Source organism: Faecalibacterium sp. IP-1-18, from assembly GCF_023347355.1.
GTDB lineage: Bacteria > Bacillota > Clostridia > Oscillospirales > Ruminococcaceae > Faecalibacterium > Faecalibacterium prausnitzii.
The window spans coordinates 2,441,671-2,457,853 of the sequence record NZ_CP094472.1 but is presented as its reverse complement, the minus strand read 5'-3'; the positions used below and the strand labels follow the sequence as shown (position 1 = coordinate 2,457,853).

At 54.5% G+C, this 16,183-nt stretch carries 13 protein-coding genes; all 13 read left to right on the top strand.

Annotated elements, in window-relative coordinates; genetic code table 11:
* Nucleotides 1–14: 14 nt before the first annotated feature.
* The 13 genes from MTP43_RS11725 (at nt 15) to cas6e (ending at nt 16,180) form a co-directional block, all read left to right on the top strand.
* The gene (locus tag MTP43_RS11725) at nt 15–179 is read left to right on the top strand and encodes a hypothetical protein (RefSeq protein ID WP_015537467.1); all 165 of its coding nucleotides are present in this window, start codon (nt 15–17) and stop codon (nt 177–179) included.
* A 178-nt stretch (nt 180–357) separates the two neighbouring features.
* The gene (locus MTP43_RS11720) at nt 358–1,302 is read left to right on the top strand and encodes a helix-turn-helix transcriptional regulator (RefSeq protein WP_113620797.1); all 945 of its coding nucleotides are present in this window, start codon (nt 358–360) and stop codon (nt 1,300–1,302) included.
* A gap of 15 nt (nt 1,303–1,317) precedes the next feature.
* Nucleotides 1,318–3,522 carry an SEL1-like repeat protein gene (locus MTP43_RS11715; protein ID WP_015537468.1) on the top strand — a complete coding sequence of 735 codons (2,205 nt, stop codon included), beginning with the start codon at nt 1,318–1,320 and terminating at the stop codon, nt 3,520–3,522.
* A 99-nt stretch (nt 3,523–3,621) separates the two neighbouring features.
* Nucleotides 3,622–6,996 carry an ATP-binding protein gene (locus tag MTP43_RS11710; RefSeq protein ID WP_249234836.1) on the top strand — a complete coding sequence of 1,125 codons (3,375 nt, stop codon included), beginning with the start codon at nt 3,622–3,624 and terminating at the stop codon, nt 6,994–6,996.
* Nucleotides 6,993–7,637 (top strand): HNH endonuclease signature motif containing protein, encoded by a 645-nt coding sequence (locus MTP43_RS11705; protein ID WP_249234835.1) that lies wholly within the window; start codon nt 6,993–6,995, stop codon nt 7,635–7,637. Before MTP43_RS11710 ends, MTP43_RS11705 begins: the two co-directional genes overlap by 4 nt.
* The gene (locus MTP43_RS11700; protein ID WP_249234834.1) at nt 7,634–7,990 is read left to right on the top strand and encodes a hypothetical protein; all 357 of its coding nucleotides are present in this window, start codon (nt 7,634–7,636) and stop codon (nt 7,988–7,990) included. Before MTP43_RS11705 ends, MTP43_RS11700 begins: the two co-directional genes overlap by 4 nt.
* A gap of 133 nt (nt 7,991–8,123) precedes the next feature.
* A complete protein-coding gene (locus tag MTP43_RS11695) occupies nt 8,124–8,486 on the top strand; it encodes a helix-turn-helix domain-containing protein (RefSeq protein ID WP_015537470.1) in 363 nt (120 codons plus the stop codon).
* A gap of 381 nt (nt 8,487–8,867) precedes the next feature.
* A complete protein-coding gene (gene cas3 / locus MTP43_RS11690; RefSeq protein ID WP_249234833.1) occupies nt 8,868–11,582 on the top strand; it encodes a CRISPR-associated helicase Cas3' in 2,715 nt (904 codons plus the stop codon).
* On the top strand, nt 11,569–13,182 hold the full coding sequence (gene casA, locus MTP43_RS11685; RefSeq protein ID WP_113620800.1) for a type I-E CRISPR-associated protein Cse1/CasA: 1,614 nt from the start codon (nt 11,569–11,571) through the stop codon (nt 13,180–13,182). Before cas3 ends, casA begins: the two co-directional genes overlap by 14 nt.
* 12 nt (nt 13,183–13,194) lie before the next feature.
* Nucleotides 13,195–13,809, top strand: coding sequence for a type I-E CRISPR-associated protein Cse2/CasB (casB, locus tag MTP43_RS11680; RefSeq protein ID WP_113620801.1), 615 nt, complete (start codon nt 13,195–13,197; stop codon nt 13,807–13,809).
* Nucleotides 13,810–13,811: 2 nt separating this feature from the next.
* Nucleotides 13,812–14,870 (top strand): type I-E CRISPR-associated protein Cas7/Cse4/CasC, encoded by a 1,059-nt coding sequence (cas7e, locus tag MTP43_RS11675; protein WP_113620802.1) that lies wholly within the window; start codon nt 13,812–13,814, stop codon nt 14,868–14,870.
* The gene (gene cas5e / locus MTP43_RS11670; RefSeq protein WP_113620803.1) at nt 14,870–15,532 is read left to right on the top strand and encodes a type I-E CRISPR-associated protein Cas5/CasD; all 663 of its coding nucleotides are present in this window, start codon (nt 14,870–14,872) and stop codon (nt 15,530–15,532) included. Before cas7e ends, cas5e begins: the two co-directional genes overlap by 1 nt.
* A gap of 15 nt (nt 15,533–15,547) precedes the next feature.
* Nucleotides 15,548–16,180 carry a type I-E CRISPR-associated protein Cas6/Cse3/CasE gene (cas6e, locus tag MTP43_RS11665; RefSeq protein ID WP_113620804.1) on the top strand — a complete coding sequence of 211 codons (633 nt, stop codon included), beginning with the start codon at nt 15,548–15,550 and terminating at the stop codon, nt 16,178–16,180.
* Nucleotides 16,181–16,183 lie beyond the last annotated feature (3 nt).

Below are 16,183 nucleotides of genomic sequence, written 5' to 3'. Positions count from 1 at the left end.
AAGGAGAGTGCACAATGAAAAAAATATGGATGTTTCTGCTGGGCGCGGCATTTGCCGCCGAACTGTTTCTGGTTGTCTGCATGGCAAGCAGAAGTGCATCACCGCGTCAGGTAATGTACACTTTTAAGGATGATGTATGGGATGTGATCTACCGGCTGAACCGCAGATGGAATTTGTGAGAAAAGCACTTGGCTTTTTGGAGGATGGACAGACAAGCTGTCCATCTTTTTTTGTATACTGGGGTTGTGCAAAAGAGACAAAAATTTTATAGCTGTTTCACAAAACAACAAAATTTCACACAAAGAATTGCGACTGTTGTTGCACTGTGTTACAATGAGCAGAGAAGGAGAATGAACCGTGCGTAATAGTAGATTAGACCGTATACTCTATATCCAGCAGGTGCTTGTACAGGGCGGGGTGCTGAATAAACAGCAGACGGCTGACCGCTTCGGTGTCAGCGAGAAAACCATCCAGCGCGATCTTGATACCCTGCGTAGCTATTTTGCAGACAGCGAGCCGCGCCGGGAGATCTTATACAACTCCGCAAAGGGCGGCTATCTGCTGGATGACACGCTTTCCCGCTTCCTCACCAGCAGCGAGATTCTGGCGGTATGCAAGATTTTGCTGGAGAGCCGTTCCATGGTCAAGGAGGAAATGTTCCCCATTCTGGACAAGCTGGTGCAGGTGTGCACCCCGCTGGACCGGTTGAATCAGGTGAAAGACCTCATCAGCAACGAACGCTTCCATTACGTTGAGCCGCAGCACGGCCGGAAGTTCATTGAGAGCCTGTGGGAGATCGGCACGGCAGTAGAAAATCACAATGTTATGGAAATTACCTACTGCCGCACCCATGACGGCGAGACCCGTGTGCGCACCATTGAGCCGGTGGGCATCCTGTTCAGTGAGTATTATTTCTATCTGGCAGCGTTCATCGAGGGTATCGACAAGGATAAGCATTTCCAGAACCCGCAGGATAACTCCCCGACGATTTACCGCATCGACCGTATCCAGAACTATAAGACCCTCGATCGGCACTTTGCCCAGCGCTATACCGATCGCTTTCAGGAGGGCGAGATGCGCAAGCGCATCCAGTTTATGTACGGCGGCGAGTTGCAGACCATCCGGTTCGAGTATACCGGGCCAAGTCTGGAATCCGTTCTCGACCGACTGCCCACTGCAAAGGTTTTGCAGGTAACAGAAAAAGGTTGGATCGTAGAAGCTGAGGTGTTCGGTACAGGTATCAATATGTGGGTGAGAAGTCAGGGAGATTACATCAAAATTATATCGGAAATGAAAAAATAAAAGGAGTTCTGCTGTATGAACAAGGTTCGGGTCGAAGTTTTCTATCAGGATAATGCTTTGCAATCTATCCGTATCGACAAATGCGAGATGGAAGGGTTGACAGCCATTGAAAACAAGCCTATTCCAGAATGGTTTATGCCTGTTTCGGGCCGTGCCAGCTGGAAGGGTCTTGGCGAAGAAGTAAAACTCCAGACACGGAATGCAGGGCCTGATACCCAATACAGCTACTATTTCTACGGCTCAGATATGCCAAAAAGTGTGTTTGCCTATTGTGTGCAGCAGTACGGTCTTGGTGAAATGGTTGCAGAGACGAGCAAAGAGGACAATGCGCAAGTATATTTGGAAAGCGCACAGCGGTGTGAAAAGGTCTGCGATGAGGAAGGAGCGTTTCAGGCATACAAAGCTGCTGCGGAAAAGTATGATTCGGCGGAAGCCCAGTTACGGCTTGGCCTTTGTTACGCAGAAGGCAAAGGTAATGAAAAAAATATGGTGGAAGCTGCTAAGTGGTACCGCAAGGCCGCAGAACAGGGAAATGCAGATGCGCAAAATCGTCTTGGTGTCCGCTATGATCGCGGTGAAGGTGTCTCAAAAGATGTAAAAGAAGCTGCCAAATGGTATGCAAAGTCAGCGGCACAAGGCCATCCCAAGGCGCAATGCAATTTAGCGTTAGATTACAAAACGGGAAAGGGGGTTGAAAAAGACTTGAAGAAAGCAGTTGAGCTGTTTTACAACTCAGCAATACAAGGCTATGCAAATGCGCAATCTAATCTGGGAGAGTGCTATTACAATGGTGAAGGTGTTGAGCAAGACCATGCAGAAGCATTCAAATGGATGAAGAAGGCCGCAGAGCAGGGAGACGCGGATGCACAGTCTGTGGTAGGTGATATGTACAGCGACGGAGATGGAGTTCAGCAGGATGAAGAAGAAGCAAAAAAGTGGTTCTATCTGGCTGCAAAGCAAGGAAATGCAGACGCGCAGGTTAAATATGGTTTGACCTTAGCAAATGATGACGCGGATTGGAACGACCCTGCTCAGCAAGAAGGAATAAAGTGGTTCCGAAAAGCTGCGGAGCAAGGCCATCCCGCAGGACAATATGTTTTGGCAGGTATCTATCTTAATGGATATGGGGTCGAAAAAGATGAAAAGAAGGCAATCGAATGGTACAAAAAATCTGCTGAACAGGACTTTGCTGCTGCACAGTATGATCTTGGAGCCTGTTACCTGAATGGTTTGGGTGTTGAAGAAGATGAAAAGCGGGCACTTTACTGGGTGCAGAAAGCCGCTGAGCAAGACTATGCAGATGCACAGGTTGTTTTGGGAAATTTTTATTCTGAGGGAATCGGAGCAGAAAAAGATGAGCGTAAAGCTTTTGAATGGTTTAAAAAAGCGGCGGAACAAGGAAAGGCGGAAGCACAATTCTTTTTGGGATGTTCCTACTTTGCAGGAATTGGTGTAGAGGAAGACAAGAGTAAGGCTATGGAATGGCTCGAAAAGGCCGCAGAACAGGGAAATGCCGACGCACAAAATAAATTGGGCGAGTATTATATTGGAGTGGGGGTAGAGACGAGAAAAGCGTTTGAACTGTTCCAAAAGGCGGCAGAGAACGGTTCGAAGGAAGCGCAGAGAAATCTTGGAAAATGCTATATGAAGGGGTTGGGTGTAAACAAACTTCCTGCGGAAGCTGTCAAGTACTATAAAAAGGCAGCGGAGCAAGGAGATGCTGAGGCACAGTACCTTTTTGCAACGTGTCTTTTTATCGGAAATGCTGTGACCCAAAATGTGAAACAAGCAGTAGAGTATTACCAAAAATCAGCACAGCAGGAATATATGAAGGCAATAAATGATCTTGGCGTTTGCTACGCAAGGGGCATTGGTGTACCCAAAGATGGGAAAGAGGCTCTGGCCCATTTTGGGGCAGCGAGTGAAGGAGATCATGGTTTCTATGTGGCAGACAGCAATGTGGCCTATTGCTACCAGAATGGCATTGGTGTGGAAAAGGATAAGCACCGCGCGGATGTGCTCTATATAGTAGCAGAGGCCAAGGAAGATGCAAGCAGGATGAGCAAAGCCATAAAGCAAATGTCAAGGGACGTATTTGCAGGAAAGCAGACCAAAACGACCATGGATGAAATTTTGAAGATGAACAAAAGCTTTGAACGCTCAAAAGAAAAAGCATCAAATCGTAAAAGACTGCGCATGGCATTGGAAATGGATTTCTGAAAATATTGGGTGAACCAAACAAAAGCAGTTGAAGATATAAACGTGATGGGTGCAGCGATGTTTGAATAAAACGACTTTCTGTCAAAAGAGGAAACCAACATGAACGATTTACAAATGACGAATCAGGATCTCTCCCAGAGGCAGTCGATGGAAGAACTTGCAAATCAACTGACGCTGGCAGACCATCTGGTGTACAAAAAATATCTGCCGGAATTGCAGAGTTATTCGCTGGTGGAGCCATCGGAAGAAATGAAGAAAACGCTGGATGTCAAGACCTGCATCAAGCTGTTCCAGATGAAGGAGCTGACCCTGAAAAAAGGCGAGGATATGCTCCAAAAACTCTCCACCGTTTATCATTCCAGCATGGCCCTTGGTTGCAGTCTGGCTGTGATGATCGATGTTCCGGCAGATGGTGCACCGGCAGATATTTATTTGGGGGTGCGGCAGAATCCGGGCAGGCAGAGCATCGATAACCGCGACCTTGCAATTTCCGGTGATGCGCTGGAAAAAGGGATGAAGAGTAACTTCCCCGGTTCGGAAGTACAGGAACTCCATCAGGAAGAAATTGACGCGCTGCTGGAAGACGATAACGGTTCTTTCGGTTCGGCACAATCGGCAATCGCTTCTGTCTCCTGCGTTGCGGCATTGCGAGATAAATCCAAGACGGAGGACAAAGCATTTATTCAGGGCATTGAGCGTTTTATCGATGCAATGGATGGCGATGCTTATACAGCGTTATTTCTGGCAGAGCCAGTTACAGAAGAAACACAGGCTGGCATCCGAAATGGATATGAGGAACTGTATAGCGCGTTGTCTCCGTTCCGCAAAACAACGTGGTCTTATACAGAAAACGAAAGCCATGCGGTCATGGAGACGTTCTGCTCTGGCACATCGGATACGGTAACGGACGGAACGAGCAGTGGTTTCAGCGATGAACAAGGCCGAAACACGGGATTTAACTTTAACGCTGGAATGAACCAAGGAACGACGAATACGATAGGACAGTCGCACGCGGTCACACGGCTTCGGTTGCCGAGCAAAAGAACGATGGTCGGCGTTGCGGCTGGTGCGAGTATCCTTGCGCTTGGAGCAGTGGCGGCATCGGCAGTCTTCCCGCCTGCCGGAGCAGCCATCGTGTCGGCGGCGAGTACAGTTGGTGCGGCGGTAAAGGCTGGACCGCTGTTTGGCGCTGTGGTGCCTATGGTGGCTGGACATGAAACAAATGGGACTGCATGGAGTACGGCACGGAGCATCGGAAAGTCGATGGGCTTTGGGATGAGCCGGGGATACAACACGGCGCACACAGACAGCTCTACGGTGGAACGCAGCAATGCGCACAGCACCAATGAACAGCATTCCAACGGGACGACGGATACGCACAGCACTGTGCGGACGCAGCAGATAGAAGTCTGCAACAAGGCGGTGGAAGAACTGCTGACACGAATTGACGAGCAAATCAAGCGTACCAAAGAAAGTGAAGATTACGGCTGTTACAGTTGTGCGGCTTATTTTTTGTCCTCTCGCCCCAGCAAGGCTCTTCTTGCAGCTAATACATATCGTTCGCTGATGATTGGAGAAGGCTCTTCTGTGGAAAGCGGTGCGGTCAATCTTTGGCAGGACCGTGCAAGTGTAACTGCTATGCGAGAATATCTCAAACGGTTTACACACCCTGTCTTTGCACGCCAGCTCTGGGAGAATGAAGCTGACAGTCTGTTTTACACGGCAGGTACGCTGGTCAGCGGGCGGGAACTGCCGATGCACCTTGGTTTGCCCACCCGCTCAGTGCATGGTTTGCCGATTATTGAGCACGCGGAGTTTGGCCGCAATGTGCCGGATGAGGCGATGCCGGATGAGGACAAGATGAATCTGGGCAAGATTTACCACATGGGTAAAGAGGAAGCGGCAGGACTGCTCTTGAACCGGCAGGCGATGGCTTCCCACACATTCATCACTGGCTCGACCGGCACAGGCAAATCCAATGCGGTCTACCATCTGCTGGATGAGATCACAAAGAACGGACAAACGACGTTTCTTGTGGTGGAACCGGCCAAGGGCGAATACAAGAACGTGTTCGGCAATTGTACAGATGTGCAGGTGTTTGGTACAAACCCCAGAGAAACGCCGCTGCTGCGCATGAACCCCTTTGCATTCCCTGAGAATATCCATATTCTGGAACATATTGACCGTCTGGTGGAGATATTCAACGCCTGCTGGCCGATGTATGCAGCCATGCCAGCGGTGCTGAAGGATGCTATTGAGCGCAGCTATCAGAAAGTAGGTTGGGATCTGCGCAATTCTGAGAGCGAGAAGGGAGTTTTCCCAACCTTCTTTGACCTGCTGGATATTCTGCCGGGCGTCATTGAAGAGTCGCATTATTCCAAGGATACCCAAAGCGATTATGTGGGCGCATTGTGCACCCGCGTAAAGTCGTTGACAAACGGTATTTATGGAAGTGTGCTTTGCGCAGAAGATGCGCTGACGGACGAAGCGCTGTTTGACCGCAATGTTATTGTGGATTTGAGCCGAGTGGGCTCTATGGAGACGAAATCGCTGCTGATGGGCATCTTGGTGATGAAGTTACAGGAATACCGGATGTGCAGCAGCGGGATGAACAGCAGGCTGCGCCATGTCACAGTGCTGGAAGAAGCGCACAACCTGTTGCGCAAGACCTCGGCGGAACAGTCGCAGGAAGGTGCAAATTTGCAGGGCAAGTCGGTGGAAATGCTGGCAAATGCTATTGCGGAAATGCGTACTTATGGTGAGGGGTTTATCATTGCAGACCAGGCACCCGGACTGCTGGATGTGTCGGTCATCCGCAACACGAACACCAAAATTATTCTGCGCCTGCCGGACGAAGAGGATCGCAAGCTGGTAGGTAAGTCTGCCGCCCTGAAGGAGGCACAGATCGACGAATTGTCCAAGCTGCCGCTGGGTGTGGCTGCCGTTTACCAGAACGAGTGGCCGGAGGCGGTGCTCTGCAAGATTGAGGCGTATCCCATGCCGGAAAATGCTGTTTACCACAAGCCTTCAAAAATGCCGCATGAAATCAACGCAGAGTTTGTATTTGGACAACTGGCAGTGGGCAAAGAGCTGGAACCGCTGAGCATTTCGGAGATGGAGCAGCTGAAGCTCTGGCTGAAACGCCATGAGATGATGTTGAAGCCGGAGGACGGCCGCTACCTGGAACAGGTCTTTGCAGGCGGCGAACTGGATGTGGCTAAGACCCGGAAAGCTGTGTTTGATTTCTTTGATGGAATCAGCACGGTCATTGATTACTGTGCCGCAGCCGAAAAATCGTTCACACCCCGTAAGGAATTTCTGGAACAGCTGCAGGGACAGTACGGCCTGAAAGCTGCTGCCACAGACTGGGTGCTGAACAGCGTGATAAGCATGGGCATGAGCCTGAACCCGGATGCGGAGGCTGTAGAAGATTTGAGGACGAATTTTGAACAGCAGGGAGGTCGTGTGCTGTGAGGCGGGAAATCTCGGAAGTAAAGCCGGTAGAAACAAAAAGCCGGGAGAACTATCTGGATAGTTCTGTCAGAAAGGCATTCGAGCGTTTGCAGGAAGGAAAAACTGAAAGAGCAGAAAACAAACTCGATTCTTCGGTGAGAAAGTCGTTTGAAAAACTAGAATCTCATAGTACTTATGAGAAAAGACTACAGCAAAAAATGGAAAATCCGGAAAAAGATCTTCAAAAGCTTGTAGGAGAATATCTTAAAGATTTAAAGAGCAAATCAGAGTGTGCAGAAACAATTCCAGACAAACCTTTTGAAGTGTCAAATCTTGAAAAGAGAACACCAGAAGAAAACGCAAAAATGCGAGAGGAGTTCAATGACAATAAGACTCAGCTAAAGCGAGAATGGGAGAAAATAAACGGTCTGCAGTGGCCGAAGTATAAGAAAGATATATACTCTGCAAGTGGGAACTTGATTCGGAAAGCAGGAAGTGATTATGATGCTCACCATATTCAACCTTTGGGTATGGGAGGGAACAATGAAGCGCGCAATATTACCCCGTTGAACGCAGAAGTTCATTATGATAAACAAGGCATCCATGCACTGGGCAGTCCATATAGTAAATTGGATCAAGCGTTAGGAGGAACACAAATATGAATGTGGCAGAATATTTGAAATTGGTAGAAAATATGAAAATTGATTCAGATAAAGTTGAAACGGTGCAAAATGTTTATGAAGCAAAGCTTCCGGAATTGCTCCAAAAAATTGTATCAAATGCAGAAGAACCTGTTTTTCTGGATAATGATGTGAGAACTCTTACTTATAAAGAGATTCTAAATGCAGAACAGGACTTGCATGTTGATTTTAAATCCAACCGTATAATTCCGGTGGCGGATTGCGGAGATAACGACTTTGCGGTTTACTATTTAGATAAATGCAAATGGTCGAGATTTAACATTATCGATGAAACTGCATTCAAGGAGAGAACAACATTGGAAGATGTTTTGTAACGGATATAAAATTTATATTGAGATAGAATAAAAACTGTATCTAAAAGTCCACTGCACTTTCAGGTTATTACAATCCCGGTCGATTGCACATACAATACAAGTATCACTTCACAAAACGGAGGGTGCTTGTACTATGGTGGACTACGCCGACATCGGAAAACGCATCCGTGCCTGCCGCCTTGCAAAGGGCATGACGCAGGAACAGCTGGCCAATGAGGTCGGCGTTGTGGTCACGCACATCAGCCATATCGAGACGGGCAACTCGGTGCCCAGCCTGAAAACGCTGATCGACATCATTAACGCACTGGACTGCTCCGCAGACGAGCTGCTGTGCATCGAGATCAAAAAAGCAAAGCCGGTGTTCGACAGCTGGATGACCGAACAGCTTGCAGATTGCTCTGCCGATGAGGCAAAGATCATCAAAGAAACGGTGGTCAGCCTGAAAAAATCGCTCCGGAAGGTGTATGGAAAGTCCTCTAAATACAGATATGACTAAAACTTCAAAAACTGAATGCCAGTTGGTAGGCATTGAGTGTCTGAAAGAACACCAATAAACAGAATGAACCGCCCCGGTTTCCGCAATGGAAGCCGGGGCGGTTTTTTATACAAAAAAGAAATCGTTTTTTTGTAGCTTTGATGAATTGGCGCAGCGTCATTGACAGCAGAAGGGCAGAAGCGTATCTTTGGAACAGAAGGCGGAACAGGGCCATAAATAGCAGTTTTCTTTACCTTGCAAGGACACTTTCGTTTTGATGAGGCACGACCCGGTGTGCCGCTTTTTTCATTTGCGGAGATAAAATGCAAAAAGTACGGATTATAGTACACATTATCTGCTATGCTCGGTACACGGAAAGCACACACCGGAAAAGGAGCAAAAATGCGCTGGACGTTGAATAAAACAAGGCTTTTGGCTGGTAAAACGGACCCGGAGAATACCAGCCTGTGGCTGCCGCTCTGGATGCACCTGTGGGATACGGCGGGCATCATGGAGCGGCTGGTCCGGCAGTGGCTCCCGGAAAGTGCAAAACGGGCCATGGGCTTTGAGCGCGAGGAAGCGTTGCTCGCGCATGCCCGGTTTCTGGGCGGGATCCATGATATAGGCAAGGCTACGGTAGCCTTTCAGGCAAATATCCTGCGCACGCTGCCGGAGGCGCGGCAGCGGCTGGAAATGTTGACGCCGCTGGACTGTCCTGAACAGAACCGCCGGGAGTCGCCGCATGCCCGGGCGGGCGAGGCAATTCTGTTGTGGAATGATTGTCCCGGCGGGCTAGCCTCCATTGTGGGAGCGCATCACGGCAGGCCACAGAGCTGCGCGGCGGTCGATGACCAGTTGGAGTGCTGGGAGAGCAACTACTACCCCAAGGGACAGGAAAAGGTCTGGCAGGGCTTCTGGACAGAACTGCTCATGACTGTTTTGCAGGACTGCGGCTTTGATGATACGGCGGAACTGTACGACCTGGACCCGCAGGAGGAAGTGCTTCTGACCGGACTTCTGATCATGGCAGACTGGATCGCCAGCAATACGGAATACTTCCCCCTGATCCCGGTAGAGGAGCTGGGCAGCATGGAGGACTACCCGGCGCGGGTGGACAGGGCGTGGGAAAAGCTGGCGCTGCCCTTCCCGTGGGAGGCACAGCCGGGCATCGCAGACCCGCAGGAGTTTGCGGTGCGGTTCGGCTTTGCGCCCAATGCGGTGCAGAGGGCTGTTCTGGAAGCTGCAGATACCGCAGCGGAACCGGGCATTCTGATTTTGGAAGCACAGATGGGCGTGGGCAAAACCGAGGCGGCGCTGGCCGCTGCGGAGATCATGGCCAGCCGGTTCGGGCTGGGCGGTGTCTTTTTCGGGCTGCCCACACAGGCCACGGCAAACGGCATCTTTCCCCGGCTGCTTGGCTGGGCAGACACGCAGTCTGAGGAGACGCTGCCGCAGGCTATAAAGTTGGCGCACGGCATGGCGGAACTGAATGAGTGCTATCTGCGGCTGCAGGGGCGCGGGGTGCAGCTGGAGGAGGACGCGCAGGAAGAGCATCAGGTGCAGGTACACCAGTGGTTTCGGGGAAACAAGCAGGCACTGCTGGCAAACTTCGTGATTGGCACAGTGGATCAGCTGCTGCTGGCGGCACTTGCCCAGAAGCACGTTATGCTGCGGCATCTGGGGCTTGCGGGCAAGGTGGTCATTATTGATGAGTGCCACGCCTACGATACCTACATGAACTGCTATCTGGACCGCGCACTGGAATGGCTGGGCTGGTACAAGGTGCCGGTCATTTTGCTGTCGGCCACCCTGCCCGCCCGGCGGCGCACAGAGCTGGTCGAGGCCTACCAGCAGAAAAAGGCCGCCCCGGACGCTCCGTGGGAAACCAGCTGCGGCTATCCGCTGCTGACATGGACGGATGGTGCAGAGGTAAAGCAGACGGCCATCCCACCGGCTGCACCCGGTCAAACGGTGCAGCTGACTACGCTCACAGAGCCGGAGCTGCCCGCGCTGCTGCGCCGGAAGCTGGCCGAGGGCGGCTGCGCAGGAGTGATCGTAAACACGGTCAAAAAAGCGCAGAAGATTGCGCAGCTGCTGCGGGAAAGCCTGCCGGACAAAGAGGTGCAGCTGTTCCATGCGCAGTTCCTGATGCCGGACCGCGCGGCGCGGGAAAACCAGCTGATGGCACGCATCGGCAAGGGCTCTGCACCGGAGTGCCGGAACGACCTGATCGTGGTGGGCACGCAGGTGATGGAGCAGTCGCTGGACATTGATCTGGACGTTCTTGTCACAGAGCTTTGCCCCATGGATCTGCTGCTGCAGCGTATCGGGCGGCTGCACCGTCACCGCCGCAGCCGCCCCGCTCCGTTGCAGCAGGCCTGCTGCGCGGTGCTGGACACCGGGGAAGATGCCTTTGACGCGGGCAGCGAGGCGGTATATGGACAGTGGCTGCTCTGGCGCACCCGGGAGGCACTGCCCCGGAGCATCCGGCTGCCAGAGGAGATCTCTCCGCTGGTGCAGCGGGTCTACGGCTGGGAGCGGGAAGCTCCCGGCGGGGCGCAGGGCGAGGAAATGCGCTGCGTATATGAGCAGACACAGGAGAAAAAGAAAGCACGCGCCGAAGCATACCTTGTGCCGCAGCCGGAAACGCACCGGCTGGCGCAGCTGAACACGCTGGACGACTGGATGCAGAACGAGGGCGCCTGCTCCGACCCGGCGGCGCGGGCGGCAGTGCGGGACGGCGACCCCTCGGTAGAGGTGCTGGTAATGCAGTGCCGGGCAGACGGCAGCATCCACTTTCTGCCGTGGCAGGAGGGCGGCAGTGCCGTAGCTGCCGACAGCCCGCCCCCACCGGAAACGGCACTGAAGATCGCCCGGCAGAAGCTGCGGCTCCCGGCGGTGTTCGGCAAGGCGTGGAAGGTGGACGGGGTCATCCGGGAGTTGGAAGCGGACAACCGCAGCCGCCTTGCGGCGTGGCAGCTGTCGCCGCTGCTGCACGGAGAACTGATCCTGCTGCTGGATGAAAACCTGACTGCCCGACTTGTGGGCATGGAACTTTGTTATGACCGTGAAAACGGCCTGTATTACCAAAAGGAGGAGACGGATGAAGGAAATTGAATTCAATCTGCTGACCGAACCGTGGATACGGGTGCGGCTGCGGGACAACACGGTGCGGGAGGTGTCCCTGACCGAGGCACTGGTGTCGGCGCAGGATTATGTGGACCTTGCGGGCGAGATGCCCACCCAGAACGCCGCCGTGCTGCGGCTGCTGCTGGCGGTGCTGTTCACCGTGTTCTCCCGGGTGGATGCAAAGGGAGCGCCCCGCCCGCTGATGCAGAGCGATGATGCACTGGAGCGCTGGAGCGTGCTGTGGCAGCTGGGGCATTTCCCGGCAGAGCCTGTCCGGGATTATCTGGAGCAGTGGAAGGACCGCTTCTGGCTGTTCCACCCGACACACCCCTTCTGGCAGGTGCCGCAGGCAAAGATCGGCACGGAATACGGTGCGGCCAAACTCAACGGTGAAATGTCGGAAAGCAGCAATAAACTCCGGCTCTTTCCGCTGTATGCGGGGCAGAGCAAGGAACAGCTGAACTATCCGCAGGCGGCGCGGTGGCTGCTGTGCGTGAACGGCTATGATGACACCTCCGCAAAGCCAAAAGGAAAGGGACTTCCGTCCGTAGGAGCCGGGTGGCTGGGCAAGATCGGTTTTATTCAGGCACAGGGTGATAATCTGTACGAGACCCTGATGCTGAACCTGACGCTGCTGCGCGACGGCCGGGAATGCTGGGGCGAAAGCAAGCCCTGTTGGGAATTGGAAGCACCAAAGAGCGCGGAACGGACAGAAATTTGCTGCCCGGATAACCCGGCACAGCTGCTCACCCTGCAATCCAGAAGGCTGTTGCTGCACAGGACAGGGGAGAATGTAGATGGGTTCTGTCTGCTGGGAGGAGATTTCTTTCCCAGAGAAAACGTCTTTGCCGAACAGATGACCATCTGGCGCACGATGCCAATCAAGAAAAATGAACCGGTGGTGTTTGTGCCCTGCCGTCATGACCCGGCCAAACAATTCTGGCGGGAGTTCTCGGCGGTCTTTTGTCAGGACAGCGGGCATCGCCCGGGCGTTGTATGCTGGATCGAAAAGTTGCAGGAAAAGAGATTGAAACTTCTGGATCCCCGCAGAAAGATACATTTCCGCATCTCCGGTGTCCAATATGGCGATAAGGACTTCTTTGTAAATGATTCTTTCAGCGACAGCCTGACCTTTCAGGCAGGGATTTTGGATGAGATAGGGCGCCCATGGCAGAGCCGGATCGTCAGAGAAATCGAGCGCTGTGAACAGACAGCGGCGCTGATCGGGCGTTTTGCACAGGAGCTGGCAATTGCCGCCGGTGACCGGAATGAAAATGCAGGCGGCGCGGTTCGTGCACAGTTCTACTTTGCGGTGGACCAGCCCTTCCGGCAGTGGCTGCAGGCGATCGACCCGGAGCAGGACGACCCGGATGAGGCGGCACTGCGCTGGCAGGCGCAGGCGCGCAGCATCGCGGAAAAGCTGGGAAAGCAGATGGTGATGGAGGCCGGAAACGCCGCCCTAAAGGGACGCCGCATTGTGGTGGATAAGGATAAAAAGACCGAGCGCACCATTCTGTATACCGCGCCAAAGGCCTATAATCATTTCCGCACAAGGCTTTGGGAAATCTATCCCAAAACAGAACCATAAAGGGGGAATTGTATGAAAACACAGGACGTCAAACTGTATGCGGCGCAGCAGCTGCACAGGCTTCAGGCTCTGCCGGACAACCAGCGGCGGGCAGAACTGGCAAAGCTGCGGCGGGGTATCGGCCACGCACCCGGCGAGCTGCCGGAGCTGTGGGGATGCTTTTTGCTGGGAATGCCGGAAAGCTTTCAGGGGCGCAGTGCTCCCTCGGCGGCAGAGTGGGCGGTCTACCTTGCCCTGACCCTGTATGCTGTGCATCAGCAGGGGAATGACCGCCCCATGAACTGCCCCGGCAACACGCTGGGGCGTGCGGTGCGGCAGCTGGCAGAGCGGAACAGTGCCGGACAGGACTGGACCGAGGCCAGTGTGCTCCGGCGGTTCAATGCGCTGGCCACCGCAGAAGAAATTACCGAGATCAGCCACCATCTGCGGGGCATGATCCAGTTGTTGAGTGCGGCAAAGGATGGCGGCATCCCGCTGGACTATCCGCAGCTTGCGGCAGACCTGTATGAATTGCAATGCACCGACCCGCGGTATGCGCAGACCCCCGCCAATGTCCGTCTGCGGTGGGGGCAGGACCTGTACCGCGACCCGAAGCCTGCACCGGAAGAGAAAGAAAAGGAGACTTGACCATGAAGAAGCGCCTGTATGTTGATTTCCACATTTTGCAGACCGTCCCGCCCAGCTGCATCAACCGGGACGATACCGGCAGCCCCAAAACGGCAGTGTACGGCGGTGTGACCCGTGCCCGGGTATCCTCACAGGCATGGAAGCACGCCATGCGTGCAGCCTTTGCGGAGAATGCTCAGCTGGACGTGGGCAAGCGCACCAAAAAGGCCGCAGAACTGGTGAAGGCGCAGATCCTTGCACTGGCCCCGGAACTGGATGCGGACAAGCTGGCAAAGAAAACGCTGGAGAATGCGGGCATCAAGAGCGACGACAAGGGCACCAAGGCACTGTTCTTCATGAGCACTGCGCAGGCAAAGGCATTGGCAGAGCTGGCTGTGGAGGGCTCTGCGGATAAAAAGCAGTATCGGGATGCCCTGAAAGCAGCGCCCTCGATGGACATGGTGCTGTTTGGCCGCATGGTGGCAGATGACCCTTCTCTGAACTATGACGCCGCTGCGCAGGTGGCGCACAGCATCTCCACCCATGCTGTGCAGAACGAGTACGATTACTTTACCGCCGTGGATGACTGTCAGGCAGAGGACAACGCCGGTGCAGGCCATCTGGGCACGGTGGAGTACAACTCCTCCACCCTGTACCGCTATGCTACGGTGAACGTGATGGAGCTGGCCGGGCAGCTGGGTGCAGCGCAGGCAGCGGATACGGTGCGGGCCTTTGGTGAGGCGTTCCTCTTCTCCATGCCCACCGGCAAGCAGAACACCTTTGCAAACCGCACTCTGCCGGACGCGGTATATGTGACCCTGCGGGAGGATCAGCCGGTGAACCTGTGCGGCGCATTCGAGCAGCCCGTGCCCCGCAGTGCGCAGGGTTACGCCGCACCTTCCAAGGCAGCACTGGCGCAGTATGCGCAGCAGATGTACAGCAGCTTTGCCGAGGCTCCGGCGCAAAGCTTTACCGTGGGCAGCGGGCTGGAGGTGCTGGCTCCGGCGCAGACGGCAAAGGCGATGCTGGACGCACTGGAAAAGGCTGTCCGGGATGCGCTTGCCGGAAATGAGGTGGGGTAATGGCAACGCTGTTGCTTCGGCTGGCAGCGCCTTTGCAGGCGTGGGGCGCGGACTCTAAATTTGAGACCCGCAAGACGGGCCGGGAACCCACCAAGAGCGGCGTGATCGGCCTGCTGGCAGCAGCCCTTGGACTGCGGCGGGACGAGCGCGAAGCGCTGACCCGGCTGACCGGGCTGCGGTTCGGCGTCCGCGTGGAGCGGGAAGGGCAGCTGCTGGTGGACTACCACACGGCAAAGACGCAGGACGAAAAGGCCTCTTATGTGACCTACCGCCATTATTTGCAGGATGCCGTGTTTCTGGCCGGGATCGAAAGCACCGACACCGCCCTTTTGCAGCAGCTGCAGCAGGCACTGCTGCACCCGGCGTTTCCGCTGTATCTCGGCCGCCGCTGCTGTCCGCCTACCCTGCCGCTCTGTCTGGGTGTACGCCCGGGCAGCTTGCAGGAGGTGCTGCAAGCGGAACCGCCCCTGTGCCCGGGACGGCAGAGCCGGATTCTATTGGACGCCGATCCGCTGGAGCCGGGCACGGCTCCGCAGCGGGATGTGCCGGTGAGCTTTGACCCGCATCATCGGCAGTACGGCTACCGCTCGGTACGGGAGCTTTGGCAGAAGATGCCGGACAGCCCGGAGACTACGGAGCACGATCCGTTCCGGGAATTGTAAAAAGGGGGCGAGAGAATGTATTTATCACGGGTAGAACTCGATCCCACCCGCCGCAGCACCATGGCTGCGCTGGCGGCACCGCAAAAACTGCATGGCGCAGTGGAAAGCGCTTTTGCAGGGGAGCGCCGCCGCAGGCTGTGGCGGTTGGATCGTCTGGGAGAGCGGCTGTATCTGCTGCTGCTCAGCGAGGATGCACCGGAGTTGACCGGCGTGGTGGAGCAGTTTGGCACCGGAGCGGCTGCGGAGACCCGCAGTTACGACCCGCTTTTGCAGCGGGTGGAGCCGGGCATCTGCTGGCAGTTTCGGCTGACTGCAAACCCCACCAAAAGCTGCAAAGACCCCCAAAACCCCGCAGTGCGGGGAACCGTGGCCGCACATTGCACAACACAGTACCAGAAGCAGTGGCTGTTGGAGCGCGCTGAAAAGCACGGCTTTGCCCTGCGGGAGGAGGAATTTACCGTGACCCGGGTGCAGTGGCAGCATTTTGCCAAGCACGGCACCCGGCCGGTGACCCTGCTGGCAGTGACCTATGAGGGTGTTTTACAGGTGACCGATGCAGAGCAGTTCCGGGCGCTGCTGTGTCAGGGCATAGGGCGCGGCAAGGCCTATGGCCTTGGACTGATGACCGTTATGCGCGGAGGAAACTGAGAG

Bases quoted from the DNA above. Each gene is read 5' to 3' on its own strand.
- cas7e (WP_113620802.1), top strand. From the start codon at position 13,812: ATGAAGAAGCGCCTGTATGTTGATTTCCACATTTTGCAGACCGTCCCG.
- casB (WP_113620801.1), top strand. From the start codon at position 13,195: ATGAAAACACAGGACGTCAAACTGTATGCGGCGCAGCAGCTGCACAGG.
- MTP43_RS11715 (WP_015537468.1), top strand. From the start codon at position 1,318: ATGAACAAGGTTCGGGTCGAAGTTTTCTATCAGGATAATGCTTTGCAA.
- MTP43_RS11710 (WP_249234836.1), top strand. From the start codon at position 3,622: ATGAACGATTTACAAATGACGAATCAGGATCTCTCCCAGAGGCAGTCG.
- cas6e (WP_113620804.1), top strand. From the start codon at position 15,548: ATGTATTTATCACGGGTAGAACTCGATCCCACCCGCCGCAGCACCATG.
- casA (WP_113620800.1), top strand. From the start codon at position 11,569: ATGAAGGAAATTGAATTCAATCTGCTGACCGAACCGTGGATACGGGTG.
- cas5e (WP_113620803.1), top strand. From the start codon at position 14,870: ATGGCAACGCTGTTGCTTCGGCTGGCAGCGCCTTTGCAGGCGTGGGGC.
- cas3 (WP_249234833.1), top strand. From the start codon at position 8,868: ATGCGCTGGACGTTGAATAAAACAAGGCTTTTGGCTGGTAAAACGGAC.
- MTP43_RS11695 (WP_015537470.1), top strand. From the start codon at position 8,124: ATGGTGGACTACGCCGACATCGGAAAACGCATCCGTGCCTGCCGCCTT.
- MTP43_RS11725 (WP_015537467.1), top strand. From the start codon at position 15: ATGAAAAAAATATGGATGTTTCTGCTGGGCGCGGCATTTGCCGCCGAA.
- MTP43_RS11700 (WP_249234834.1), top strand. From the start codon at position 7,634: ATGAATGTGGCAGAATATTTGAAATTGGTAGAAAATATGAAAATTGAT.